Below are 26176 nucleotides of genomic sequence, written 5' to 3'. Positions count from 1 at the left end.
GATAAGGAAGACACTATGCAGCTCAATATCACCGGACATAACGTCGAGATTACTGAGGCTTTACGCGATTTTGTAAACACTAAGTTTGCGAAACTCGAGCAGTATTTCGAGAGGATCAACCAGGTCTATGTTGTGTTGAAAGTGGAGAAAGTGACGCATATCTCGGATGCGACCCTGCACGTCAACGGAGGGGAACTCCATGCCAGTGCGGAAGGGCAAGACATGTACGCGGCTATCGACGGCTTGATTGATAAGCTTGCGAGACAGCTCAATAAACATAAAGATAAACTGAAACAACACTAATTGTCCGGGCAGTTAACGGGTGCAGGACGGCCTGTTGTGAAACACAACAGGCCATTTGTACAGTTAGCGCTTAGGTGAAATTATGATAAACAACGATTCCGCTCTTCAACTGAGCAATGTCCTTAACCAGGATTGTACCCGCAGTGGCGTTCACTGCCAGAGCAAAAAACGTGCGCTGGAAATTATCAGTGAGCTGGCCGCAAAGCAGCTGGGTCTGCCGCCGCAGATCGTGTTTGAAGCCATTCTGACCCGTGAAAAAATGGGCAGTACCGGCATCGGCAATGGCATTGCGATCCCGCATGGCAAGCTGGAAGAAGATACGTTGCGTGCCGTGGGGGTGTTTGTGCAACTGGAAACGCCTATCGCTTTTGACGCCATCGATAACCAGCCTGTGGATCTGCTCTTCGCGCTGCTGGTTCCTGCCGATCAGACCAAAACCCACCTGCACACGCTGTCGCTGGTTGCCAAACGTCTGGCGGATAAAACCATTTGTCGTCGACTGCGCTCAGCCCAAAGTGATGAAGAGCTTTATCAAATTATCACTGAAGCAGAAGGCCACCAGGATGAGGCATAATCGGGAGATGGCTTTCAGAACTGCTGCCCTGAGGAGAAACGGAACATGGTGCTGATGATCGTCAGCGGTCGTTCGGGGTCCGGGAAGTCCGTGGCCCTGCGCGCGCTGGAAGACATGGGATTTTACTGCGTAGATAACCTACCGGTAGTGCTGTTACCCGATCTGGCGCGGACGCTTGCGGACAGGCAAATCTCTGCCGCGGTCAGTATTGACGTGCGTAACATGCCGGAATCGCCGGAAATCTTCGAGCAGGCAATGAACAGCCTGCCGGAATGCTTCTCGCCTCAGCTCTTGTTCCTGGATGCTGACCGCAACACGTTGATCCGTCGTTACAGCGATACACGTCGTTTGCATCCGCTCTCCAGTAAAAATCTTTCGCTGGAAAGCGCCATCGATAAAGAGAGCGATCTGCTTGAGCCGCTGCGTTCCCGGGCCGACCTGATTGTCGACACCTCAGAAATGTCCGTCCACGAGCTGGCGGAAATGCTGCGTACTCGCTTACTCGGCAAGCGCGAGCGCGAACTGACAATGGTGTTTGAATCCTTCGGCTTTAAGCACGGCATACCTATCGATGCGGATTACGTTTTTGATGTGCGTTTCCTGCCGAACCCACACTGGGATCCGAAACTGCGTCCTATGACCGGTCTGGATAAGCCCGTGGCGGCGTTCCTCGATCGACACACAGAAGTACACAATTTTATCTACCAGACGCGAAGCTACCTTGAGCTATGGTTACCTATGCTGGAAACAAACAATCGCAGCTACCTGACGGTAGCGATTGGCTGTACCGGCGGTAAACATCGTTCGGTGTACATTGCCGAACAGCTGGCCGATTACTTCCGCTCACGCGGGAAGAACGTTCAGTCCCGTCATCGCACGCTGGAAAAACGCAAAACATGACCGTAAAACAGACCGTCGAAATCACCAACAAGCTGGGCATGCATGCGCGCCCGGCGATGAAGCTGTTTGAACTGATGCAGGGTTTTGATGCTGAGGTGCTGCTGCGCAACGATGAGGGAACCGAGGCAGAAGCCAACAGCGTGATTGCGCTGCTGATGCTGGATTCTGCCAAAGGCCGCCAGATTGAAGTGGAAGCCACGGGTCCACAGGAAGAAGAAGCGCTGGCGGCGGTGATTGCCCTGTTTAATGCCGGGTTTGACGAAGACTAAAACCTGGTGTTCTGGCGGGTGGCGCTGCGCTCACCCGCTCTACATAAGATGATTTCGCTCCATAAAGCCTTCCCCACCCAGCTGACGCATCTGGCGCATAATCCACGCCTGGCGGCTTCGCACGTAGCCTGACGGAGCGCTGGCCTTAAACCGCAGAGGGTTTGGCAGAACGGCGGCGAGCAGTGCCGCTTCGGACATAGTCAGCCTGCTGGCAGGCTTGCCAAAATAGCGCTGCGATGCCGCTTCGACCCCAAACACGCCGTCACCAAACTCCGCGATATTCAGGTAGACGGTTAAAATGCGTTTTTTGCTCCACACCGTCTCGACTCCCAGCGTCAGCCCGGCCTCCAGCCCTTTTCTCACCCAGCTACGACCGTCCCATAAGAACAGGTTTTTTACCGTCTGCTGAGAAAGCGTCGATGCGCCGCGGACGCGGTTCTCATGGCGTTCATTATGATCCAGCGCCTTTTCGATCGCCGCCACGTCAAAACCCCAGTGTTCCGGGAATTTCTGATCTTCTGCCGCAATGACCGCCAGCCCCATCCACGGGGAGATTGCATCCATGCTGACCCAGTCTGAGTGGGCAACATAGCCAAAATCACCGGAGAGCCAGGCGCTAATCTGCCGCTCTGCCATCACGGCGGAGAACGGGACGGGCAGGATGCTGAAAAGCGCAATACCGCCGCCCCAGAAAACCGCCAGAACCAAAACAAAACGCAGCAGGATCCGTTTTACCCACCCGCCGGGGGATAATTTACGACTCATTCGGTAAGAACCAAGACTCTGTCCACCAGCTTTTCAATGCCTGCGGCAGCCTCGGCGATGTTCTGCGCCAGCATATAGGCTGGCGTGGTGATGATTTTGTTGTCCTCATCCACCACAATGTCGTCTACCGGACATGGCACGTGTTCGCCGCCCATATCCTCGACCATCTCAGCGGTATCAATGTCGGTTCCGATCGTGAGCCGCAGCGGGAAATCAAAAATTTTCGGCAGCATGGCTGGCGCTATGCAGATAAAGCCCTGTGGCTTACCTGCCGCATGCATCGCCAGCGATAGCGCTTTTAAATCAGGATCGACATGACACGCCGCCCCCTCAGTTGCAAACGTGCTCAGGTTTTTCGCCGCGCCAAAACCGCCCGGCACGATGAGGGCATCAAGTTCAGCGGCATCAGCCTGTGCCAGCGGGTGAATATCCCCGCGCACAATACGCGCCGCTTCAATCAGGACGTTACGGCTTTCCGCCATCGGCTCGCCGGTAAGATGATTAATCACGTCTGCCTGGGTTTTATCCGGGGCGAAACAGATAACCTCCGCCCCCTGGCGCGATAATGCCAGTAGCGTTAATACGGCTTCATGTATCTCTGAACCATCGAAAACACCACATCCGCTCAGCACGACACCAATCTTTTTCATTCTGACGATCCTTCTATGCAACTCGCTGAAGCACATTAAAAATTCTGATTAAAACGCTATGCTTCACATATTTCACTGATTCATGTAACAAACTATTTAAGATTTGCTATCTTGTCTGCGTGCGGCCTCAATTTTCAGGCGGCGTCCATGCGAAAACAACCCATAAAAATCAGGCGCAGCCACGATTTCCCTGGTGTTGGCGCAGTATTCGCGCACCCCGGTATAGCCGGGGTCATTTTTTTCTGGCATCTACCCAGGCTTTCAGCACTGCCACGTCGTTTTGCCACTCTTGTTTCATCTCTTCAACCCAATCACCCACGTTATCTTCCCAGGCAGGTAAATCAGGCGACTGAATCTGTTGGCCCAGTTGCTGGAGATGGCGTAATCCGACGGAGCCAGCCGCGCCTTTGATTTTATGTCCCTCTTCGACGATGCCCTTCTGGTCACGCGCCGTCAGGTTGGATTCGAGCACGTTCAGATAGCCCGGCATCATTTTTTCGAACACGGCCAGGCCATCGGTGATCAGTTTGGGTCCCACCAGATCGATATACTGCTCCAGCATGGCGGTATCCAGAATCGTTTGGGCTTTGGCGCTATCAACAGACGTCATGGTGCTCTCCTCTTCATCACAGGTATCCCAGAACTTCTTGATCATCGCCGTCAGGGCAGGCACTGCCAGCGGCTTGCTGAGCACATCGTCCATACCGGCCTCGAGGTACTCTTTTTTATCTTTCAGCACGTTTGCGGTCAACGCCACCAGCGGCGGCAGCTCGTCAGGAGCGTATTTACGCGTCAGCTCGCGGGAAATATCCAGCCCGGTCATGTCCGGTAGCTGAATATCGAGCAGCACCAGGTCGTACTCGCCCGGCGTGAACATCTCCAGCGCGGCTTTGCCGGTCATCGCCACATCCACGCTGTTACCGAGTTTTTCCAGTACCGACCGGGCGACAATGACGTTCAGCTCAATATCTTCCACCAGCAGGACGTGCAGGGCTGGCAGCGGCATATCGTCGTTCTCAAACGTATCTTCCACCTCTTCCGCGACGGCAGGCGCGTGGACGGTAAGCGTAAAGGTGGAGCCTTTACCCGGCTGGCTGGCAACGGTGATATCCCCGCCCATACTTTTCGCCAGACGTTTCGACACCGCCAGGCCAATGCCCGTACCGGTCGCCGGTTTACCGCCGTGGCTGTCTTTAACCTGATAGTACATGGCGAAGATCTTATCCTGCTCCTCCTGAGGAATGCCGATACCCGAGTCCTCAACTTCAAAGTGCAGCATGTCCCCTTCGTCATAGCGAATACGCACCGCAACCTGCCCCTTCTGGGTAAACTTCACGGCATTGCTGATGAGGTTCCACAGGATCTGACGCAGACGCGTGCCGTCCGTCACCACTTTATGCGGCAGCGGCAGGGTTGGCTCCATCACAAAGCTCAACCCTTTTTGCTGAGCCTGCAAACCTGACAGGTTTTCCAGGTCCGCGAGGAAGCCGGTAAAATCAACTGGCTGGTTGTCGAGCTGAACTTTACGGCGCTCCATCTTATCCATGTCGATAATATCATTGAAGATATTGCCCAGCGTGACCGCCGAGACGTGGATCGTTTTGAGGTATTTTTCCTGCTCGCTGGTCAGCTCGGTATCCAGCAGAATGCGGCTCAGCCCCACAATGCCATTCAGCGGGGTGCGCAGTTCATGGCTGATGGTGGAGATGAAGGTGGTTTTATCCCGGCTGGCGCGCTCCAGCGCATCCTGATAACGCTTACGCTCGGTGATATCACGGCCAAAGCCCATCAGACCATGACGTTTTCCCACCCGGTCGTAATAAGGCACTTTGCGGATCTCAAAGCAGGCTTTACGTCCGTCGGGATAGTCCAGCCACTGCTCATAAGTCAGCGAAACGTTATGGCGGAAGACTTTTTCATCCGTCTCCATCACTTTTGCTGCCGCCTCTTCGGAATAGACATCCTGAGGCTTCAGGTGGATCAGCTGCTTTTCGCTTTTCCCGGTCAACAGTTCCATCGCCCGGTTACAGCCGGAGAACTCTTTATCTTCATTACGGTAGAACACCAGATCTGGCGACGCATCGAGGAACGAGCGCAGGAAAGAGGATTGCTGTTCAAGCTGGATCTGCGTCACTTCACGCTCTTTCATCTCAATTTTCAGCTGCTCAAGCGTGGTCTGACGCTCGGCTTCCGCCTTCTCACGGTCTGAAATTTCCTGATTCAGCTGGGCAATGTTGTCCTTGAGCTGAACGTTGAGTTTGAGATCGCGTTCGCGCATCTCTTCCAGCTTATCCACCAGTTTCGATAAACGCTGTCGGGATTCTTCCAGTTGCTCAACCACTACGGAAAGGAAATAGACCGCCCAGGGGGTGATCAGCAGGCCAAAGAAAATAGAGCGGATCACGTCGATGCTCTCGACCTGACCATGCAGAACCATGGTCACGGCCATTTGTACAACTATCGCCAGAACGACCAGTGCCAGCGCCAGCAGCATGGAAAAACGCACCAGCCCAAGCTTCATCATCAGGTCGACGTAGTACTGGGCCAGCATTCGAATTTGCTTCATAGAGGATCCCTTCACGACTTTATCGCTCAATAATACTCAAATTCAGGGCGAGGCGTTGCAAGTTGTGAGAAAAAGTGCGGGGTGAAACAGGAGATTAGCCTCGCCCCCGTGCAACCGGGAGCGAGGAAGAGGAGTGATCAGGAGCGTTTTAGCAGCATCCAGAGGCTGATCAGGAAGAAACTGGCGCTCGGCAACAGCGCGCCGATAATCGGCGGAATGCCATACACCAGCGTCAGTGGACCGAAAATCTGATCGAGGACGTAGAACACGAAACCAAAGCTGATACCGGTTACCACACGAACCCCCATCGGCACGCTACGCAGTGGCCCAAAGATGAACGACAGCGCCATCAGCATCATCACCGCAACGGACAGCGGCTGGAAGATTTTGCTCCACATGTTGAGCTGGTAACGCCCCGCATCCTGTCCGCTGGATTTCAGATACTTCACGTAGTTATGCAGACCACTGATGGAGAGCGCATCCGGATCCAGCGCCACGACGCCGAGCTTGTCCGGCGTCAGGTTGGTTTTCCAGGTACCGCTAACGGTCTGCGAACCGGTGATCTGTTTCGGGTTCGTCAGGTCAGATTCATCAACCTGGGATAACCGCCACAGCTTGTTGTTCGCATCAAATTTAGCGGAGGCGGCATAACGCACCGACTGCAAACGACGATCGTTGTTGAAAGCGTAGATGCTCACGCCGCCCAGTTCATCGTCCCCTTTCACGCGTTCGATATAGACGAAGTTCTGACCATCTTTCGCCCATAACCCCTGCTGTGTGGAGAGCAGTGAACCGCCGTACATAGCCTGAGCACGGTAGTTACGCGCCATCTGTTCGCCCTGCGGCGCAACCCATTCGCCGATCGCCATGGTCAACAGCACCAGCGGGATCGCGGTTTTCATCACCGACAGCGCAACCTGCATACGGGTAAAGCCCGATGCCTGCATCACCACCAGCTCGCTACGCTGAGCCAGCATCCCCAGGCCCAGCAGCGCCCCCAGCAGGGCCGCCATCGGGAAGAAGATCTGCACATCTTTTGGTACGCTGAGCAGGGTATACATCCCGGCGCCTAACGCGTCGTAACTCCCCTGCCCGGCTTTTTTCAGCTGGTCGACAAATTTGATAATGCCCGAAAGCGACACCAGCATGAACAGGGTCATCATGATGGTGGTAAAAATCGTTTTACCGATATAGCGGTCAAGTACGCCAAACGCCTGCATTAGATGGCTCCTTTACGCGTAAACCGGGCACGAAGACGACGCACAGGCACCGTGTCCCACAAGTTGAGTCCGACTGCAAGCAGCAGATACAAACCATTCACGACCCAGGTCCAGATCATCGGGTCAATTTTTCCTTTCCCGCCGTTAGACTTGATTGAGGTTTGCAGCAGGAAGAACACCAGATACAGCAGCATCGCTGGCAGCATCGACAGCACGCGCCCCTGACGCGGGTTCACCACACTCAGTGGAACCACCATCAGCGCCATCATAAATACGGTGAATACCAGAGTGATACGCCAGTGCAGTTCAGCACGCGCACGATCGGTATCGGTATTCATTAAGGTACGCATATCCATCTGCTCAGTATCCGTTGGATCGAGCGCGACGGCCTGATGACCAATGATGGCCTGATAGTTCTGGAAATCGGTAATACGGAAGTCACGCAACATTGCCGTGCCTTCGAAACGCGTTCCTTTGTTCAGCGTGACAACCTGAGAGCCATCTTTACGCTGCGCCAGCTGACCAGAGTCTGCCACCACCACAGAAGGGCGAGCGTTACCTTTCGGGCGCAGTTGAGCAAGAAACACGTCATTAAAGCGGTTGCCATCCACGCTTTCGATAAACAGCACGGAGTTACCGTCGGTCGCCTGCTGGAACTGCCCCTGCGCCAGCGCGGCCAGCCCCGGGTTAGCTTTGGCTTCCGCCAGCACCTCATCCTGATGACGGGAAGAGGTCGGCCCCGCCCACATGACGTTAACCGCGGCAACAATGCCCGTAAACAGCGCCAGCACCATGGCTGCTTTTACCAGTACGGCTTTACTGAGGCCGCAGGCATGCATCACGGTGATTTCACTTTCGGTATAGAGCTTACCCAGGGTCATCAGCAGACCAAGGAACAGGCTTAACGGCAGGATAAGCTGCGCCATTTCCGGCACGCCAAGCCCGAGCAGGGAAAGCACCAGATTCGTTGGGATTTCGCCATCAACCGCCGCGCCGAGGATCCTGACCAGCTTCTGACAGAAAAAGATCAGAAGGAGGATAAAGAGGATCGCCAGTTGGCTCTTCAGCGTCTCCCGAACCAGATATCTTATGATTATCACTTTAAATACGCCCGTTAAAACTCGTCTTATGCAGGAATTTAGCTTGTTTCATGGCTTAAACGTCATTTATTCTCTTGAGTCGTCGAAATCATCGCTAAGATTAAAAAACCCGGCGGATTCGCGCTTCATGACATTTATTGACGTGTCGAAACCGTAGTAACGTAAGATTAACACGAAGTCACCACAACGGCGGACATGAGTTACGAAAGGTTTCAATTCTATCCGTAGCCGCCGCCGTTGTCTTTAAGATTCAGGAGCGTAGTGCATGGAGTTCAGTGTAAAAAGCGGTAGCCCGGAGAAACAGCGGAGTGCCTGCATCGTTGTGGGCGTCTTTGAACCACGCCGACTCTCCCCGATCGCCGAGCAACTCGATAAAATCAGCGACGGCTATATCAGCGCCCTGCTGCGCCGTGGCGAACTGGAAGGCAAACCAGGGCAAACCCTGTTGCTGCACCATGTTCCGAACGTCCTGTCCGAGCGTATTCTGCTGATTGGCTGTGGTAAAGAACGTGAGCTTGATGAGCGCCAGTACAAGCAGGTTATTCAGAAAACCATTAATACACTGAATGATACTGGTTCGATGGAAGCGGTCTGCTTCCTGACTGAGCTGCACGTTAAGGGCCGCAACACGTACTGGAAAGTACGTCAGGCCGTCGAAACCGCAAAAGAGAGCCTCTACAGCTTTGATCAGCTTAAGACCACCAAAAGCGAGCCGCGTCGCCCGCTGCGTAAAATGGTCTTTAACGTGCCAACCCGTCGCGAGCTGACCAGCGGCGAGCGCGCTATTCAGCACGGTCTGGCGATTGCCGCCGGTATTAAAGCGGCAAAAGATCTTGGCAATATGCCGCCAAACATCTGTAACGCCGCGTATCTCGCCTCTCAGGCGCGCCAGCTGGCTGACGCCTACAGCAAGAACGTCATCACCCGCGTCATCGGCGAACAGCAGATGAAAGAGCTGGGAATGCACTCTTATCTGGCGGTCGGTAACGGCTCTCAGAACGAATCCCTTATGTCGGTCATCGAATACAAAGGCAATCCGTCTGAAGATGCGCGTCCCATCGTGCTCGTCGGTAAAGGGCTGACATTCGACTCCGGCGGCATCTCCATCAAGCCTTCAGAAGGCATGGATGAGATGAAATACGACATGTGTGGCGCAGCGGCGGTTTACGGCGTGATGCGCATGGTCGCGGAACTTCAGTTACCCATCAACGTGATCGGCGTGCTGGCGGGCTGCGAAAACATGCCTGGCGGCCGCGCGTATCGTCCGGGTGATGTGCTGACCACCATGTCCGGTCAGACCGTTGAGGTGCTGAACACCGACGCCGAAGGCCGTCTGGTACTGTGCGACGTGCTGACCTACGTTGAACGCTTCGAGCCTGAAGCGGTGATTGACGTGGCTACCCTGACCGGCGCCTGCGTGATCGCGCTGGGCCATCACATCACCGGCCTGATGTCGAACCACAACCCGCTGGCGCATGAGCTGATCGGCGCGTCCGAACAGGCTGGCGACCGCGCGTGGCGTCTGCCGCTGGGGGATGAGTTCCAGGAACAGCTGGAGTCTAACTTCGCAGACATGGCGAACATTGGTGGTCGTCCTGGCGGCGCAATTACCGCAGGCTGCTTCCTGGCGCGCTTCACCCGCAAGTACAACTGGGCGCACCTGGACATTGCTGGCACCGCATGGCGCTCCGGTAAAGCCAAAGGCGCGACCGGACGTCCGGTGGCGCTGCTGTCGCAGTTCCTGCTCAATCGTGCGGGTTTTAACGGCGACGAGTGATGTAAAACGCCGGGTGGCGGCTACGCCTTACCCGGCCTACACGCCACTCAACCGTAGGCCGGGTAAGCGAAGCGCCACCCGGCTTTGCATTTAAATCCACGACAAGAAGCCCCATATATGAAGAATGCAACGTTCTACCTTCTGGACAACGACACCCATCAGGATGGCCTTAGCGCCGTCGAACAGCTGGTGTGTGAAATTGCCGCAGAACGTTGGCGCGCAGGTAAACGCGTGTTGATTGCCTGTGAAGATGAGCAGCAGGCCATTCGCCTGGATGAAGCGCTATGGGCGCGCCCGCCGGAGAGTTTTGTGCCGCATAACCTGTCGGGTGAAGGTCCGCGCGGCGGGGCACCGGTCGAAATTGCCTGGCCACAAAAACGCAACAGCAGCGCGCGCGACATTCTCATTAGCCTGCGGACAGACTTTGCAGATTTTGCCACCGCTTTCACAGAAGTGGTAGACTTTGTCCCTTACGAAGAATCTTTGAAACAACTGGCGCGCGAACGCTACAAAGCGTACCGCCTGGCCGGTTTTAACCTGAATACGGCAACCTGGAAATAATGGAAAAGACATATAACCCACGCGATATCGAACAGCCGCTTTACGAGCACTGGGAACAGCAGGGCTATTTCAAGCCTAACGGCGACGAAAGCAAAGAGTCCTTCTGCATCATGATCCCGCCGCCGAACGTCACCGGCAGTTTGCATATGGGACATGCTTTCCAGCAGACCATCATGGATACCATGATCCGCTACCAGCGCATGCAGGGCAAAAACACCCTGTGGCAGGCGGGGACTGACCACGCGGGTATCGCGACCCAGATGGTGGTAGAGCGTAAAATTGCCGCTGAAGAGGGTAAAACCCGCCACGACTACGGTCGCGACGCGTTCATCGACAAAATCTGGCAGTGGAAGGCAGAATCCGGCGGCACCATTACCCGTCAGATGCGCCGTCTCGGCAACTCCGTGGACTGGGAGCGCGAGCGCTTCACCATGGACGAGGGCCTGTCCAACGCCGTGAAAGAAGTCTTCGTGCGCCTGTACAAAGAAGACCTGATTTACCGCGGCAAGCGCCTGGTCAACTGGGACCCGAAACTGCGCACCGCAATTTCTGACCTGGAAGTGGAAAACCGCGAGTCTAAAGGCTCCATGTGGCACATCCGCTATCCGCTGGCCGACGGCGCAAAAACCGCCGACGGTAAAGATTATCTGGTGGTGGCGACCACCCGTCCGGAAACCCTGCTGGGCGATACCGGCGTGGCCGTTAACCCGGAAGATCCGCGCTATAAAGATCTGATCGGCAAATTCGTGGTGCTGCCGCTGGTGAACCGCCGTATTCCAATTGTGGGCGACGAACACGCCGACATGGAAAAAGGCACCGGCTGCGTGAAAATCACCCCGGCGCACGACTTCAACGACTATGAAGTGGGCCGTCGTCATCAACTTCCGATGATCAACATTCTGACCTTCGACGGCGATATCCGCGAAAGTGCAGAAGTATACGACACCAAAGGCAACGAATCCGACGTTTACTCAAGCGACATCCCGGCTGAGTTCCAGAAGCTGGAACGCTTTGCCGCGCGTAAAGCGATTGTGGCCGCCGTTGACGCGCTTGGCCTGCTGGAAGAGATTAAGCCTCACGATTTGACCGTGCCGTACGGCGACCGTGGCGGCGTGGTGATCGAGCCAATGCTGACCGACCAGTGGTACGTGCGTGCCGACGTGCTGGCGAAACCGGCTGTGGAAGCGGTTGAGAACGGCAGCATTCAGTTCGTGCCGAAGCAGTACGAAAACATGTATTTCTCCTGGATGCGCGATATTCAGGACTGGTGTATCTCCCGTCAGCTGTGGTGGGGTCACCGTATCCCGGCGTGGTACGACAACGAAGGCAATGTCTACGTTGGCCGCACCGAAGAGGAAGTGCGTCAGGAAAACAACCTGGGCGCTGACGTGGCGCTGCGCCAGGACGAAGACGTTCTGGATACCTGGTTCTCCTCCGCGCTGTGGACCTTCTCCACCCTCGGCTGGCCAGAAAATACCGACGCGCTGCGTCAGTTCCACCCAACCAGCGTGATGGTCTCCGGCTTCGACATCATCTTCTTCTGGATCGCCCGCATGATCATGATGACCATGCACTTCATCAAAGACGAAGACGGCAAGCCGCAGGTTCCGTTCCATACCGTCTACATGACCGGCCTGATCCGCGACGACGAAGGCCAGAAGATGTCCAAATCTAAGGGTAACGTTATCGACCCGCTGGACATGGTGGACGGTATCTCGCTGGAAGAGCTGCTGGAAAAACGTACCGGTAACATGATGCAGCCGCAGCTGGCGGAGAAAATCCGCAAGCGTACCGAGAAGCAGTTCCCGAACGGGATCGAATCTCACGGTACCGACGCCCTGCGCTTCACCTTGGCGGCGCTGGCCTCTACTGGCCGTGACATCAACTGGGATATGAAGCGTCTGGAAGGTTACCGTAACTTCTGTAACAAGCTGTGGAACGCCAGCCGCTTCGTGCTGATGAACACCGAAGATCAGGACTGCGGCTTCAACGGTGGCGAAATGACCCTGTCTCTGGCGGACCGCTGGATCCTGGCGGAATTTAACCAGACGGTGAAAGCCTTCCGCGACGCACTGGACAGCTACCGCTTCGACATTGCGGCAGGCATCCTGTACGAATTCACCTGGAACCAGTTCTGTGACTGGTATCTGGAGCTGGCGAAGCCGGTGATGAACGGCGGGACTGAGGCGGAACTGCGCGGTACGCGCAATACTCTGATTACCGTCCTGGAAGGTCTGCTGCGCCTTGCGCACCCGATCATTCCATTCATCACCGAAACCATCTGGCAGCGTGTGAAGGTGATTGCCGGTATCAACGCCGATACCATCATGCTCCAGCCGTTCCCGGCATTCGACGCCGCGAAAGTGGACGACGCTGCATCTGCGGATACCGAGTGGCTGAAACAGGCAATCGTTGCGGTACGTAACATCCGCGCGGAAATGAACATCGCTCCGGGTAAACCACTGGAACTGCTGCTGCGCGGTTGCAGCGAAGCTGCCGTTCGTCGTGTCACGGAGAACAACACCTTCCTGAAAACCATGGCGCGTCTGGAAAGCATCACCGTACTGCCTACGGATGACAAAGGTCCGGTTTCCGTGACCAAAATCATCGATGGCGCGGAACTGCTGATCCCGATGGCGGGTCTGATCGACAAAGATGCTGAGCTGGCGCGTCTGGCGAAAGAAGTGGCGAAAGTCGACGTGGAAATTGGCAAAATCGAAAGCAAACTGGCGAATGAAGGCTTTGTGGCCCGCGCGCCGGAAGCGGTCATCGCCAAAGAGCGTGAGCGTCTGGTTGCCTTCGCCGATGCGAAGACCAAACTGATCGAGCAGCAGGCGGTTATCGCTGCCCTGTAATGCTTTTACCCCTTACGCTTCAGGGCGTAAGGGGTATCCTTCCTGAAAACTCCTCGCTTGCACTCCCCTTTCCGCGGTGCTATTAACAGCAGTTGTGTGTCAATTTTTGTCATGAGTAATGCTATGAGCGTGATTACCCCCGTCGCGACGACAATGCGTCGGATCACTGAGCAAGACAACCCGGCTATCGCCGCCGTTATCCGCACGGTTTCTGCCGAATACGGCCTGACCGCCGACAAAGGCTACACCGTGGCCGACCCAAATCTGGACGAACTTTTTCAGCTGTACAGCCAGCCGGGTCATGCCTACTGGGTCATCGAGCAGGACGGTCAGGTCGTGGGCGGCGGCGGCATTGCCCCACTGCTTTGCAGCGAGCCGGATATCTGTGAACTACAGAAAATGTATTTCCTGCCAACGATACGCGGACAAGGGCTGGCGAAAAAGCTGGCGCTGGTCGCCCTGGAATATGCACGCTCACAGGGCTTTAAACGTTGCTACCTTGAAACCACCGCTTTCCTTAAAGAGGCCATTGGCCTGTATGAACATCTGGGCTTCGAGCATATCGATGCGCCACTGGGCTGCACAGGCCATGTGGACTGCGAAGTCAGAATGCTGAAAAGTCTGTAAGTTTCGTTCCTGCCGTCTTCTGTTAAGCGTCTGTAAACTGAATGCTCTACACTCACAGTTCACACCAAAACAGGGGAAATGCGATGTCGAAGATAAAAAGCTACGCAGCACCGCAGGCGGGTGCAGAACTTGAGCTGTACGAGTACGATGCGGGCGAACTAAAAGCGGAAGACGTCGAAGTACAGGTTGATTACTGCGGGATCTGCCACTCAGATCTCTCGATGATCGACAACGAATGGGGCTTCTCCAGCTATCCGCTGGTTGCCGGGCACGAAGTCATTGGCCGCGTCGTGGCGCTCGGCAGCGCCGCGCAGGACAAAGGGCTGAAAGTGGGCCAGCGCGTGGGCATCGGCTGGACGGCACGCAGCTGTGGCCACTGCGACGCCTGTATCAGCGGCAACCAGATTAACTGCCTTGAGGGCGCAGTGCCTACCATCCTGAACAAGGGCGGTTTCGCCGATAAACTGCGCGCCGACTGGCAATGGGTTATCCCGCTGCCGGACAGCATTGATATTGAATCCGCAGGTCCGCTGCTGTGCGGCGGTATTACCGTCTTTAAACCGCTGCTGATGCACCACGTGACCGCCACCAGCCGCGTGGGCGTGATCGGTATTGGCGGTCTGGGGCATATTGCCATCAAACTGCTGCACGCGATGGGCTGTGAAGTGACGGCGTTCAGCTCCAACCCGGCAAAAGAGCAGGAAGTGCTGGCGATGGGGGCCGATAAAGTGGTGAACAGTCGCGATCCGCAGGCGCTTACCGCACTGGCGGGTCAGTTTGATCTGATCATCAACACTGTGAACGTGGATCTCGACTGGCAGCCGTACTTTGAAGCCCTGGCCTACGGCGGTAACTTCCACACCGTGGGTGCGGTGATGAAGCCGCTGCCTGTTCCGGCCTTTACCCTGATCGGCGGGGATCGCAGCGTGTCAGGCTCTGCGACCGGTACGCCATATGAGTTACGCAAGCTGATGAAGTTTGCCGGACGCACCAAAGTGGCACCGACTACCGAGCTGTACCCAATGTCAAAAATCAACGAAGCGATCCAGCACGTGCGCGACGGCAAAGCCCGCTACCGCGTGGTGTTGAAAGCGGATTTCTGATGTAAGTTTGCCGGGGAATGTTCGGCCTGATGCCCTCACCCCAACCCTCTCCCACAGGGAGAGGGCGCAAACACTAAAAACGGTAACGGTTGTTACCGTTTTGCATCTACCATGGTCTTAAACACTTCCGCCACCGCGACCGCCCCCGGATCCATCACCCCGTCCAGATTCTCTTTATTCACATACGACGAGCGCCCCGCGCCGGCTTTCGCCATTTTCGCCGTTGCTTCGGCGCCCTGCTGTGCGGCCTGGGCTGCCGCCTGAATGTTGCCTTTCTGTAATGCCTCCAGCGCCGGTTGCAGGGCGTCGATCAGCGTGCGATCCCCGAGATCGGCCCCGCCATACTGCTTCATCTGCGCCAGCCCGCTCAACAGCGCATCCGGCAGGGAGTGTCCGTCATGCAGCTTTTGCCCGGCCGCCGTAAAGAAGATCGACATCAGTACGCCGCTCGATCCGCCCATCACCGTCGCCAGCCGCTCACCCACCAGCACGAGTAATGTCGGCACATCGTTGAGGGGCAGGTTGTTCTCCTCAAGACGCTGCGCAATATCCCGCGCCCCTTGCGCAAAGGTAGAGCCCGTATCGCCATCGCCCACTTTGGCATCCAGCGCGTTAAGGCGATTTTCCAGCTGGATCAATGACTTAGTTACCGAGGAGACTAACGCCCCCACCTGCGGATTGTCCGACGGGGTATATTCCACGCGGTCATAAAGAGCGCTATGTGGGACGGTACGCAGAGGCGCAAACGCGACGGGCTTCTGCCAGCCCAGGGTCTCGACCTCGGCGTGAATCGCCTTCTCGAAGAAGTCGTTGAGCTTTAACAGCGTCAGCGAAAAGCCTTTCATATCCAGCGCACTCACCAGTGGCGCGGGACCAATCAGGTAAGCGATCTCCGTTTTCAGCGCCGAATGCGCCAGCTCTTTGGTGAGCAGAGCCATCTCCAGCGCTGACACACCGCCGAGGTTGTTGATCAGCACCGCAAAGCGCCCGTCACCCGCCTGGGCTTTCAACGGCGTCACCAGCGTGTCGATAATCGCCCTGCTGTTCTGCGTATCCACCACCGAGGCCCCCGGCTCGCCGTGAATGCCCAGCCCCAGCTCCACATGGCCTTGCTTAATACGCCCTTCTTCATCATCGCTACCCGGCAGGTTACAGGTTTGCATCGCAACCCCCAGGCTCCAGAGGTTATCGCAGGCCTGTTGCGCAATATCCCGCACGTCGGTTAACGATTTCCCCTGCTCTGCCGCATATCCCGCAATCTTATGCACCAGAGCCGTTCCCGCGATACCGCGCGGCTGCTTGTTATCCGGCAGGGCGATATCATCCGCCACAATAACCATCTCCACCTTCAGGCCGTAGCGTTTGGCTTTTTCCGCGGCCAGGCCAAAGTTAAGACGGTCGCCGGTGTAGTTTTTCACAATCAGCAGGCAGCCACGGTCACCCGTCACCGCCACAATGGCATTGAGGACCGCATCCACGCTTGGGGAGGCGAACAGATCGCCACACACCGCTGCGGTAAGCATGCCTTTACCCACGAACCCGGCATGTGCCGGTTCGTGGCCGGAGCCGCCACCGGAGATCACCGCTACACGGCTTTTATCCCAGTCGCCGCGTGCCACCACGCGGATGGCCGGATCGATATCCAGTTTGACAAGATTACCGTGCGGCGCGGAGAGAAGTATGCCTTCAATGGCATCGTTGACAAGCTGTTTGCGGTCGTTAAAAAAGAATCTGGACATAGTTTCCCAAAATTTTGTTTACCGTATGCAAAAGCATAGTCCGCACTGGATAATGCGCCGCAAAGTGAGGAATTTACGCAGACATTTTGCCGTCAGGTTGCCTATACTCCACCCAGGACTACGAGAGGACGTGCATCATGAGTACACCATTGTTAATCGCCCGGACGCTGGAAAAAGAGCTGTTTTTACTGCCTGGGATGGCGAACCGTCATGGCCTGATCACCGGCGCGACCGGGACGGGAAAAACCGTCACCCTGCAAAAGCTGGCTGAGTCGTTGTCAGAGATTGGCGTGCCGGTGTTTATGGCTGACGTGAAGGGCGATTTAACCGGGGTGGCTCAGGAAGGTGCAGCATCAGAAAAACTGCTCGAGCGCCTGAAAAATATCGGCATCACAGACTGGACGCCGCACGGTAATCCGGTGGTGGTCTGGGACATTTTCGGCGAAAAAGGGCACCCGGTGCGCGCCACCGTCTCCGATCTCGGCCCTTTGCTGCTGGCCCGTCTGCTTAACCTTAACGATGTGCAGTCCGGGGTGCTGAACATTATCTTCCGTATCGCCGACGATCAGGGGCTGCTGCTGCTCGACTTCAAAGATCTGCGCGCCATCACCCAGTATATTGGCGATAACGCGAAATCCTTCCAGAACCAGTACGGCAATATCAGCAGCGCCTCGGTGGGCGCCATTCAGCGCGGACTCCTGACGCTGGAGCAACAGGGAGCCGAAAACTTCTTCGGCGAGCCGATGCTGGATATTAAAGACTGGATGCGCACCGACAGCAGCGGCAAAGGCATCATCAACATTCTGAGCGCAGAGAAGCTCTACCAGATGCCGAAGCTCTATGCCGCCAGCCTGCTGTGGATGCTCTCTGAACTGTACGAACAACTGCCGGAAGCAGGCGATCTGGAAAAACCCAAACTGGTGTTCTTCTTTGACGAAGCGCATCTGCTGTTTAACGACGCGCCGCAGGTGCTGCTGGATAAAATTGAACAGGTTATCCGTCTGATCCGCTCCAAAGGCGTCGGTGTCTGGTTTGTGTCGCAAAACCCGTCGGATATTCCTGACAACGTGCTGGGGCAGCTGGGTAACCGCGTGCAGCACGCCCTGCGTGCCTTTACGCCGAAAGATCAGAAAGCGGTCAAAGCCGCGGCGCAAACCATGCGTGCCAATCCGGCCTTTGATACCGAAACCGCCATTCAGGCGCTGGGCACCGGTGAAGCGCTGATTTCTTTCCTGGATGCCAAAGGCAGCCCGACAGTTGTCGAGCGCGCGATGGTGATTGCGCCCTGCTCGCGTATGGGGCCAGTAACGGACGATGAACGCAACGGCCTGATTAACCACTCCCCGGTCTACGGCAAGTATGAAGACGAGGTGGATCGCGAATCTGCGTTCGAAATGCTGCAAAAAGGGGTGCAGGCAACTGCCGAATCACAGGATGCGCCAGCCGCCAAAGGGCAAACTGTTGCCGTGGATGACGGCATTCTCGGGGGCCTGAAAGATATTCTGTTCGGCAGCACCGGGCCACGCGGCGGCAAGCGCGATGGCGTGGTGCAGACCATGGCAAAAAGCGCGACGCGACAGATTACGAATCAGATTGTACGCGGCATGCTGGGAAGTCTGCTAGGCGGCCGTCGCCGGTAGCGGGGAAACCCACGGGCGGCCAAGCGCTGACCCCTGCACACCGTGTTCATGCAGATAACGGTCAATTTCTACCATTCCCGTCCAGCGATTCTCGCACCAGAGCGGTGCCAGAAGCGTTGGGCGGCGGGCGCTGGCCGAGATGCGGTGGTAAACAATCTCCGGCGGCGTGTGGCGAATCATCTCACCCGCTGTCACCGTATAGTCGTCGAGTGCGATACCACTTAACCGCCCCGCTTCCCAGGCTTTCGCCATTATGCTGCCCTTCACGATATGCAGAGGGTGCAGCTTAATACCGTCCACGCCGGTCTCAACGACTTTTTCCAGCGTGTCCAGACCGTGCTGCCGCCCTTCTCCCGGCAAGCCGACAATCAGATGCGAGCAGACTTTTAATCCACGCTCGCGGGCGAGACGCGTGGTGCGCTGGTAACAGGCGAAATCATGTCCGCGATTGATACGGTGGAGGGTTTTGTCATGCGCGGTCTGCAAGCCCAGCTCCAGCCAGATCTCATAGCCCTTCTCTTTGTACTCGCTCAGTAAATCCAGCACTGCGTCAGGCACGCAGTCCGGACGCGTCCCCACGCACAGCCCGACAATGTTCGCTTGAGCAACCGCCTGTTGGTACATAGCGCGCAGTACCTGCACCTCTGCCCATGTGCTGGTGTAAGCCTGAAAATAGGCCAGATACTGCTTCGCACGGTTCACGAGGCTGGCCTGATGCGCGAGCTGCTCTGCGATGGATTTATGCTGCTGGGCTTCGTCAGCAAACGAGGCCACGTTGCAGAAGGTACAGCCGCCACGCCCGATGGTGCCGTCGCGATTCGGGCAGCTAAAGCCGCCGTGCAGCGTCAGCTTATGAACCTTTTGCCCGTAGCGCTGCAAAAGATCCCCACCAAACATATTGACTAATTTCTGTAACTGCATAATCTGATAGACCGTCCCGAAGAAAGGGGACAAGCCTGCCATTTTTAGCCTCTGTCGGCGATGACCTGGATCAATCGCCCTGGACGGCTTTTATCTATATGAATAAATACTCAAGATTACTGCGATTTCATTCACGCCATCTGTGATTACTTTTCCTTATGTTCTGATTGTTTTTTTCATTTATAGCGGCATCACTGAAAAACAGTGATTTTATGCGGGTTTGAATGCACTACCAGATTATTATTCTGCTATAAATCAGCATTTCAGCACGCTACATCGATAATACCGCTTTCATATAGTGAGTCAGATCACACTCCTTCGCGGTTTCCCTGGCCTTTCAATGGTTGTAAAAATAGTTAAATCTCTTTTTTAAACAATGCGATAAGCGCTCTTTAGCACATTTTTATATAAATAAGATTGCCATTTGACCTGTGTACCAATTCCCGATAAGTTGGAAATCCGCTGGAAGCTTTCTGGATGAGCGGCCTGCTCATCATATTTATGCAGTAATTGAGATTCCCTCTGAAGCAAGTCCTCAAACTTGTTTACCTGCGCGAAAGGATGAAAAAGAGGGCGAATGCGAGGTCCGCGTATGAAACGCCAACCCCGTCGCCATGCTCTTTCTGTGCCTGTGCGCCACGGTAAAGTTCAGTGGGAAGCCCGACGAGCCTGGGGAGGTTCACTGATATGTTGTACGATAAATCCCTTGAGAAGGATAACTGTGGTTTCGGCCTGATCGCCCACATAGAAGGCGAACCTAGCCACAAGGTAGTGCGTACTGCTATTCACGCACTGGCCCGTATGCAGCACCGTGGCGCCATCCTTGCCGATGGTAAAACCGGCGACGGTTGCGGCCTGCTGCTGCAAAAACCGGATCGTTTCTTCCGCATCGTGGCGGAAGAGCGCGGCTGGCGTTTAGCCAAAAACTACGCTGTCGGCATGCTGTTCCTGAATCAGGATCCTGAAAAGGCTGCCGCCTCACGCCGCATTGTTGAAGAAGAACTTCAGCGTGAAACCCTGTCAATTGTCGGCTGGCGCGATGTGCCAACCAACGAAGGGGTGCTCGGTGAAATCGCCCTCTCCTCGCTGCCTCGTATTGAACAGATTTTTGTTAACGCGCCTGCGGGCTGGCGTCCGCGCGATATGGAACGCCGTCTGTTCATCGCCCGTCGCCGCATTGAAAAACGTCTCCAGGACGATAAAGAGTTTTACGTTTGTAGCCTCTCTAACCTGGTGAACATTTATAAAGGTCTGTGTATGCCGGCTGACCTGCCGCGCTTCTACCTGGACCTGGCGGACCTGCGTCTGGAATCGGCCATTTGCCTGTTCCACCAGCGCTTCTCCACCAACACCGTTCCACGCTGGCCGCTGGCTCAGCCGTTCCGCTACCTGGCGCACAACGGCGAGATCAACACCATCACCGGTAACCGCCAGTGGGCCCGCGCCCGTACTTATAAATTCCAGACCCCGCTGATCCCGGACCTGCACGATGCCGCACCGTTCGTGAACGAAACCGGCTCGGACTCCAGCTCAATGGATAACATGCTGGAACTGCTGCTGGCGGGCGGGATGGATATCGTGCGCGCCATGCGTCTGCTGGTACCACCGGCCTGGCAGAACAACCCGGATATGGACCCGGAGCTGCGCGCCTTCTTCGACTTTAACTCCATGCACATGGAGCCGTGGGATGGCCCGGCAGGCATCGTCATGTCCGACGGTCGTTTCGCCGCCTGTAACCTGGACCGTAACGGTCTGCGTCCGGCGCGCTACGTTATCACCAAAGACAAGCTCATCACCTGCGCCTCTGAAGTCGGTATCTGGGATTACCAGCCAGACGAAGTGGTCGAGAAAGGCCGCGTCGGTCCGGGCGAGCTGATGGTGATCGATACCCGCGGCGGCCGTATTCTGCACTCCGCCGAAACCGACAACGATCTGAAAAGCCGCCATCCGTACAAAGAGTGGATGGCGAAAAACGTGCGCCGTCTGGTGCCGTTTGAAGATCTGCCGGACGAAGAAGTGGGCAGCCGCGAGATGGATGATGACACCCTCGCGAGCTTCCAGAAACAGTTTAACTACAGCGCGGAAGAGCTGGACTCGGTTATTCGCGTGCTCGGGGAAAACGGCCAGGAAGCGGTCGGCTCCATGGGTGACGATACCCCGTTTGCCGTGCTCTCCAGCCAGCCACGCATCATTTACGACTATTTCCGTCAGCAGTTCGCGCAGGTCACCAACCCGCCAATCGATCCGCTGCGCGAAGCACACGTCATGTCGCTGGCCACCAGCATTGGTCGTGAAATGAACGTCTTCTGTGAAGCCGAAGGCCAGGCGCACCGTCTGACCTTTAAATCACCGATCCTGCTGTACTCCGATTTCAAACAGCTCACCACCATGACCGAGGAGCACTACCGCGCCGACACGCTCGATATCACCTTCGACGTGACCGAAACGAGCCTCGAAGAGACGGTGAACGCGCTGTGCGATAAAGCCGAGCAGATGGTGCGTAACGGCACCGTTCTGCTGGTGCTGTCTGACCGCAACATTGCGAAAAACCGTCTGCCTGTGCCTGCGCCAATGGCGGTAGGTGCAATCCAGACGCGCCTGGTGGATAAAAGCCTGCGCTGTGATGCCAACATCATCGTTGAAACCGCGAGCGCGCGCGATCCGCATCACTTTGCGGTGCTGTTAGGCTTTGGCGCGACGGCGATCTACCCGTACCTGGCCTACGAAACGCTGGCCCGTCTGGTGGATACCCGCGCGATCGACAAAGACTACCGCGCCGTGATGCTGAACTACCGTAACGGCATCAACAAAGGCCTGTATAAGATCATGTCCAAAATGGGCATCTCGACCATCGCCTCTTACCGCTGCTCGAAGCTGTTTGAAGCGGTCGGGCTGCACGACGAGGTTGCCAACCTCTGCTTCCAGGGCGTGGTCAGCCGCATCGGTGGCGCCGGTTTTGCTGACTTCCAGCAGGATCTGGTGAACCTGTCGAAACGCGCCTGGCTGGCACGTAAGCCGCTGGAACAGGGCGGCCTGCTTAAATACGTCCACGGGGGCGAGTATCACGCTTATAACCCGGACGTGGTGCGCACGCTGCAACAGGCGGTGCAGAGCGGCGAGTACAGCGATTACCAGCAGTATGCTGAGCTGGTGAACAACCGTCCGGCGGCGACGCTGCGCGACCTTATCGCGCTGAATCCGGGTGACGAGGCTGTCAGCATCGACGACGTAGAGCCTGCGTCTGAGCTGTTCAAACGCTTCGACACCGCGGCGATGTCCATCGGCGCGCTGAGCCCGGAAGCGCACGAAGCGCTGGCGGAAGCCATGAACAGCATCGGCGGCAACTCTAACTCCGGCGAAGGCGGTGAAGATCCGGCCCGCTACGGCACTAACAAAGTGTCCCGAATCAAGCAGGTGGCGTCCGGTCGCTTCGGCGTAACGCCTGCGTACCTGGTTAACGCCGACGTGATCCAGATTAAGGTCGCGCAGGGCGCTAAACCGGGCGAAGGCGGTCAGTTACCGGGTGATAAAGTGACGCCGTATATCGCCAAACTGCGCTACTCGGTGCCGGGCGTGACGCTGATCTCCCCGCCGCCGCACCACGATATCTACTCTATCGAGGATCTGGCGCAGCTGATTTTCGACCTGAAACAGGTCAACCCGAAAGCGATGATCTCCGTGAAGCTGGTTTCCGAACCGGGCGTTGGCACCATTGCCACCGGCGTGGCGAAAGCCTATGCAGATCTGATCACCATCGCCGGTTACGACGGCGGCACCGGCGCAAGCCCGCTCTCCTCCGTGAAATACGCGGGTTGTCCGTGGGAGCTTGGCCTGGTGGAAACCCAGCAGGCGCTGGTCGCTAACGGCCTGCGTCACAAGATCCGCTTGCAGGTGGATGGCGGGCTGAAAACCGGCCTCGACATCATCAAAGCGGCGATTCTGGGTGCGGAAAGCTTCGGCTTCGGTACCGGCCCGATGGTTGCGCTCGGCTGTAAATACCTGCGTATTTGCCACCTGAACAACTGCGCAACGGGCGTTGCTACCCAGGACGAGAAGCTGCGTAAGAATCACTATCACGGCCTGCCGTTTAAAGTGACTAACTACTTTGACTTCATCGCCCGTGAAACCCGCGAGCTGATGGCGCAGCTGGGCGTGAAACGTCTGGTGGATCTCATTGGTCGTACCGACCTGCTGAAAGAGCTGGAGGGCTTCACGGCCAAGCAGCAGAAGCTGGAGCTGTCTAAGCTGCTGGAAACCGCTCAGCCGCATCCTGGCAAAGCGGTTTACTGCACCGAGAACAACCCGCCGTTCGACAACGGCGTGCTGAACGCGCAGCTGCTGCAACAGGCGAAGCCGTATGTGGATGAGAAGCAGAGCAAAACGTTCTGGTTTGATATCCGCAACACCGACCGTTCAGTCGGCGCATCCCTCTCCGGTTATATCGCGCAAACGCACGGTGATCAGGGGCTGGCGTCGGATCCGATTACCGCGCACTTCAGCGGTACCGCAGGTCAGAGCTTCGGCGTGTGGAACGCTGGCGGGGTTGAATTATACCTGACCGGCGATGCCAACGATTACGTCGGAAAAGGCATGGCGGGCGGTCTGCTGGCGGTGCGTCCTCCGGTCGGCTCGGCCTTCCGCAGCCATGAAGCGAGCATCATCGGCAACACCTGTCTGTACGGCGCGACCGGCGGACGTCTGTTTGCCGCGGGTCGTGCAGGCGAGCGTTTTGCGGTACGTAACTCCGGCGCCATCACCGTGGTGGAAGGTATCGGCGATAACGGCTGCGAATACATGACGGGCGGAATTGTGTGCGTCCTGGGGAAAACCGGCGTGAACTTTGGCGCGGGCATGACGGGCGGTTTTGCCTACATCCTGGATGAAGACGGTGAGTTCCGCAAACGCGTGAACCCGGAACTGGTGGAAGTGCTGGACGTTGATTCGCTGGCCATCCACGAAGAACACCTGCGCGGTTTGATTACCGAACACGTGCAGCATACCGGTTCTTCGCGCGGCGAAGAGATCCTGGCGAACTGGCCGGCGTTCTCTGCGAAATTCGCGCTGGTTAAGCCGAAGTCCAGCGATGTTAAAGCCCTGTTGGGTCACCGTAGTCGTAGCGCAGCAGAGCTGCGTGTGCAGGCGCAGTAAGGAATTCAGATGAGCCAGAACGTTTACCAGTTTATCGACCTTCAGCGTGTTGATCCGCCAAAGAAACCGCTGAAGATCCGTAAAATTGAATTTGTTGAAATCTATGAGCCGTTTTCAGAAGGCCAGGCCAAAGCACAGGCAGACCGCTGCCTGTCCTGCGGTAACCCTTACTGCGAATGGAAGTGTCCGGTCCATAACTACATTCCGAACTGGCTGAAGCTGGCCAACGAAGGGCGTATTTTTGAAGCCGCTGAGCTGTCTCACCAGACCAACACCCTGCCGGAAGTGTGCGGCCGCGTGTGTCCTCAGGACCGTCTGTGCGAAGGCTCCTGTACGCTGAACGACGAGTTTGGCGCGGTGACCATCGGCAACATCGAGCGCTATATCAACGATAAAGCCTTCGAAATGGGCTGGCGTCCGGATATGACCGGCGTACGTCAAACCGACAAGCGCGTGGCGATTATCGGCGCGGGTCCGGCAGGCCTGGCCTGTGCGGACGTGCTGACCCGTAACGGCGTGAAGGCGGTGGTCTTCGATCGCCACCCGGAAATCGGCGGTCTGCTGACCTTCGGTATTCCGGCCTTTAAGCTGGAAAAAGAGGTGATGACCCGCCGCCGCGAAATCTTCACCGGCATGGGCATTGAGTTCAAACTCAACACCGAAGTGGGCCGCGACGTGCAGCTTGACGATCTGCTGAAGGATTACGATGCCGTGTTCCTGGGCGTAGGCACTTATCAGTCCATGCGCGGTGGTCTGGAGAACGAAGATGCGCCAGGCGTGTACGATGCGCTGCCGTTCCTGATTGCGAATACCAAACAGCTGATGGGCTACGGCGAAACGGCCGATGAGCCGTTCGTCAGCATGGAAGGCAAACGCGTGGTGGTGCTGGGCGGCGGTGATACCGCGATGGACTGTGTGCGTACGTCTATTCGTCAGAACGCGGCGCACGTCATCTGTGCCTATCGTCGTGACGAAGAGAACATGCCTGGCTCTAAGCGCGAAGTGAAAAACGCGCGTGAAGAGGGCGTGGAGTTCCAGTTCAACATCCAGCCTCTGGGTATTGAAGTGAATGCCAACGGTAAAGTGAGCGGCGTGAAGATGGCGCGCACGGAGATGGGTGCACCGGATGCGAAAGGCCGTCGTCGCGCGGAGATCGTTGCCGGTTCTGAACACGTGATCCCGGCTGACGCCGTAGTGATGGCGTTTGGTTTCCGTCCTCACAGTATGGAATGGCTGGCGAAGCACAGCGTCGAGCTGGATTCGCAGGGCCGCGTGATTGCGCCGGAAGGCAGCGATAACGCGTTCCAGACCAGTAACCCGAAAATTTTCGCCGGTGGTGATATCGTTCGCGGTTCTGACCTGGTGGTCACGGCGATTGCCGAAGGCCGTAAAGCCGCTGAAGGGATTATGAACTTCCTGGAAGTGTAAGAGATAAGCCGGATGGTGCAGACCATCCGG

19 protein-coding genes are annotated in these 26176 nt (G+C 56.5%); 12 read left to right on the top strand and 7 right to left on the bottom strand.

Annotated features, from left to right (window positions below):
• The first annotated feature begins 15 nt into the window (after positions 1-15).
• The 4 genes from hpf (at position 16) to npr (ending at position 2046) form a co-directional block, all read left to right on the top strand.
• Positions 16-303: a ribosome hibernation promoting factor gene (gene hpf, locus BH712_RS20340; RefSeq protein ID WP_003861866.1), complete on the top strand. Its 288-nt coding sequence runs from the start codon at positions 16-18 to the stop codon at positions 301-303.
• Positions 304-385: 82 nt separating this feature from the next.
• Complete coding sequence (gene ptsN / locus BH712_RS20335) at positions 386-877, top strand: PTS IIA-like nitrogen regulatory protein PtsN (RefSeq protein ID WP_006812138.1); 492 nt, start codon at positions 386-388, stop codon at positions 875-877.
• 45 nt (positions 878-922) lie between these two features.
• Entirely contained in the window at positions 923-1777 is an 855-nt protein-coding gene (rapZ, locus tag BH712_RS20330) for an RNase adapter RapZ (protein ID WP_003861870.1), read from the top strand.
• Positions 1774-2046, top strand: a complete 273-nt coding sequence (gene npr, locus BH712_RS20325; protein WP_003861872.1) for a PTS phosphocarrier protein NPr — start codon at positions 1774-1776, stop codon at positions 2044-2046. The genes rapZ and npr overlap by 4 nt, the downstream gene beginning before the upstream one ends.
• A gap of 39 nt (positions 2047-2085) precedes the next feature.
• On the opposite strand, the gene mtgA is transcribed toward npr, so the two are convergent.
• The 5 genes from mtgA to lptF all read right to left on the bottom strand — a co-directional run bounded on the left by mtgA (position 2086) and on the right by lptF (position 8347).
• Entirely contained in the window at positions 2086-2811 is a 726-nt protein-coding gene (gene mtgA, locus BH712_RS20320) for a monofunctional biosynthetic peptidoglycan transglycosylase (protein ID WP_006812139.1), read from the bottom strand.
• On the bottom strand, positions 2808-3461 hold the full coding sequence (gene elbB, locus BH712_RS20315; protein WP_032674072.1) for an isoprenoid biosynthesis glyoxalase ElbB: 654 nt from the start codon (positions 3459-3461) through the stop codon (positions 2808-2810). The genes mtgA and elbB overlap by 4 nt, the downstream gene beginning before the upstream one ends.
• Before the next feature lie 232 nt (positions 3462-3693).
• The gene (gene arcB / locus BH712_RS20310) at positions 3694-6027 is read right to left on the bottom strand and encodes an aerobic respiration two-component sensor histidine kinase ArcB (protein WP_000809803.1); all 2334 of its coding nucleotides are present in this window, start codon (positions 6025-6027) and stop codon (positions 3694-3696) included.
• Positions 6028-6164: 137 nt separating this feature from the next.
• Positions 6165-7247, bottom strand: coding sequence for an LPS export ABC transporter permease LptG (gene lptG, locus BH712_RS20305; RefSeq protein WP_001147540.1), 1083 nt, complete (start codon positions 7245-7247; stop codon positions 6165-6167).
• Complete coding sequence (gene lptF / locus BH712_RS20300; protein ID WP_000584142.1) at positions 7247-8347, bottom strand: LPS export ABC transporter permease LptF; 1101 nt, start codon at positions 8345-8347, stop codon at positions 7247-7249. Before lptF ends, lptG begins: the two co-directional genes overlap by 1 nt.
• A gap of 265 nt (positions 8348-8612) precedes the next feature.
• Here lptF and pepA point away from each other — a divergent pair, with 265 nt between their 5' ends.
• The 5 genes from pepA (at position 8613) to ahr (ending at position 15270) form a co-directional block, all read left to right on the top strand.
• Complete coding sequence (gene pepA, locus BH712_RS20295; protein WP_003861882.1) at positions 8613-10124, top strand: leucyl aminopeptidase; 1512 nt, start codon at positions 8613-8615, stop codon at positions 10122-10124.
• Between the two features lie 117 nt (positions 10125-10241).
• A complete protein-coding gene (gene holC / locus BH712_RS20290) occupies positions 10242-10685 on the top strand; it encodes a DNA polymerase III subunit chi (RefSeq protein WP_003861884.1) in 444 nt (147 codons plus the stop codon).
• Complete coding sequence (locus BH712_RS20285; RefSeq protein ID WP_006812141.1) at positions 10685-13540, top strand: valine--tRNA ligase; 2856 nt, start codon at positions 10685-10687, stop codon at positions 13538-13540. The genes holC and BH712_RS20285 overlap by 1 nt, the downstream gene beginning before the upstream one ends.
• 123 nt (positions 13541-13663) lie before the next feature.
• Positions 13664-14167: a GNAT family N-acetyltransferase gene (locus BH712_RS20280; RefSeq protein ID WP_032674074.1), complete on the top strand. Its 504-nt coding sequence runs from the start codon at positions 13664-13666 to the stop codon at positions 14165-14167.
• 83 nt (positions 14168-14250) lie between these two features.
• Complete coding sequence (ahr, locus tag BH712_RS20275) at positions 14251-15270, top strand: NADPH-dependent aldehyde reductase Ahr (protein ID WP_006812143.1); 1020 nt, start codon at positions 14251-14253, stop codon at positions 15268-15270.
• Positions 15271-15362: 92 nt separating this feature from the next.
• On the opposite strand, the gene BH712_RS20270 is transcribed toward ahr, so the two are convergent.
• Complete coding sequence (locus tag BH712_RS20270; RefSeq protein WP_006812144.1) at positions 15363-17009, bottom strand: dihydroxyacetone kinase subunit DhaK; 1647 nt, start codon at positions 17007-17009, stop codon at positions 15363-15365.
• A 137-nt stretch (positions 17010-17146) separates the two neighbouring features.
• Here BH712_RS20270 and BH712_RS20265 point away from each other — a divergent pair, with 137 nt between their 5' ends.
• Positions 17147-18649, top strand: a complete 1503-nt coding sequence (locus BH712_RS20265; protein ID WP_006812145.1) for a helicase HerA-like C-terminal domain-containing protein — start codon at positions 17147-17149, stop codon at positions 18647-18649.
• On the opposite strand, the gene mnmL is transcribed toward BH712_RS20265, so the two are convergent.
• On the bottom strand, positions 18629-19570 hold the full coding sequence (mnmL, locus tag BH712_RS20260; protein WP_102765803.1) for a tRNA modification radical SAM protein MnmL/YtqA: 942 nt from the start codon (positions 19568-19570) through the stop codon (positions 18629-18631). The genes BH712_RS20265 and mnmL overlap by 21 nt on opposite strands.
• 687 nt (positions 19571-20257) lie before the next feature.
• On the opposite strand from mnmL, the gene gltB reads away from it, so the two are divergent.
• Positions 20258-24718 carry a glutamate synthase large subunit gene (gene gltB, locus BH712_RS20250; protein WP_006812148.1) on the top strand — a complete coding sequence of 1487 codons (4461 nt, stop codon included), beginning with the start codon at positions 20258-20260 and terminating at the stop codon, positions 24716-24718.
• 9 nt (positions 24719-24727) lie between these two features.
• Complete coding sequence (gltD, locus tag BH712_RS20245) at positions 24728-26146, top strand: glutamate synthase subunit GltD (RefSeq protein ID WP_006812149.1); 1419 nt, start codon at positions 24728-24730, stop codon at positions 26144-26146.
• Positions 26147-26176: the final 30 nt, after the last annotated feature.

This window comes from Enterobacter hormaechei ATCC 49162 (assembly GCF_001875655.1).
In the GTDB taxonomy this organism is placed as follows: domain Bacteria; phylum Pseudomonadota; class Gammaproteobacteria; order Enterobacterales; family Enterobacteriaceae; genus Enterobacter; species Enterobacter hormaechei.
The sequence above is the reverse complement of the archived record's forward strand: the minus strand, read 5'-3'. Positions and strand labels throughout refer to the sequence as shown.

Excerpts from the sequence above, each read along its gene's own strand:
- hpf (WP_003861866.1), top strand. The coding sequence starts at position 16 with ATGCAGCTCAATATCACCGGACATAACGTCGAGATTACTGAGGCTTTA.
- ptsN (WP_006812138.1), top strand. The coding sequence starts at position 386 with ATGATAAACAACGATTCCGCTCTTCAACTGAGCAATGTCCTTAACCAG.
- rapZ (WP_003861870.1), top strand. The coding sequence starts at position 923 with ATGGTGCTGATGATCGTCAGCGGTCGTTCGGGGTCCGGGAAGTCCGTG.
- npr (WP_003861872.1), top strand. The coding sequence starts at position 1,774 with ATGACCGTAAAACAGACCGTCGAAATCACCAACAAGCTGGGCATGCAT.
- mtgA (WP_006812139.1), bottom strand. The coding sequence starts at position 2,811 with ATGAGTCGTAAATTATCCCCCGGCGGGTGGGTAAAACGGATCCTGCTG.
- elbB (WP_032674072.1), bottom strand. The coding sequence starts at position 3,461 with ATGAAAAAGATTGGTGTCGTGCTGAGCGGATGTGGTGTTTTCGATGGT.
- arcB (WP_000809803.1), bottom strand. The coding sequence starts at position 6,027 with ATGAAGCAAATTCGAATGCTGGCCCAGTACTACGTCGACCTGATGATG.
- lptG (WP_001147540.1), bottom strand. The coding sequence starts at position 7,247 with ATGCAGGCGTTTGGCGTACTTGACCGCTATATCGGTAAAACGATTTTT.
- pepA (WP_003861882.1), top strand. The coding sequence starts at position 8,613 with ATGGAGTTCAGTGTAAAAAGCGGTAGCCCGGAGAAACAGCGGAGTGCC.
- holC (WP_003861884.1), top strand. The coding sequence starts at position 10,242 with ATGAAGAATGCAACGTTCTACCTTCTGGACAACGACACCCATCAGGAT.
- BH712_RS20285 (WP_006812141.1), top strand. The coding sequence starts at position 10,685 with ATGGAAAAGACATATAACCCACGCGATATCGAACAGCCGCTTTACGAG.
- BH712_RS20280 (WP_032674074.1), top strand. The coding sequence starts at position 13,664 with ATGAGCGTGATTACCCCCGTCGCGACGACAATGCGTCGGATCACTGAG.
- ahr (WP_006812143.1), top strand. The coding sequence starts at position 14,251 with ATGTCGAAGATAAAAAGCTACGCAGCACCGCAGGCGGGTGCAGAACTT.
- BH712_RS20270 (WP_006812144.1), bottom strand. The coding sequence starts at position 17,009 with ATGTCCAGATTCTTTTTTAACGACCGCAAACAGCTTGTCAACGATGCC.
- BH712_RS20265 (WP_006812145.1), top strand. The coding sequence starts at position 17,147 with ATGAGTACACCATTGTTAATCGCCCGGACGCTGGAAAAAGAGCTGTTT.
- mnmL (WP_102765803.1), bottom strand. The coding sequence starts at position 19,570 with ATGCAGTTACAGAAATTAGTCAATATGTTTGGTGGGGATCTTTTGCAG.
- gltB (WP_006812148.1), top strand. The coding sequence starts at position 20,258 with ATGTTGTACGATAAATCCCTTGAGAAGGATAACTGTGGTTTCGGCCTG.
- gltD (WP_006812149.1), top strand. The coding sequence starts at position 24,728 with ATGAGCCAGAACGTTTACCAGTTTATCGACCTTCAGCGTGTTGATCCG.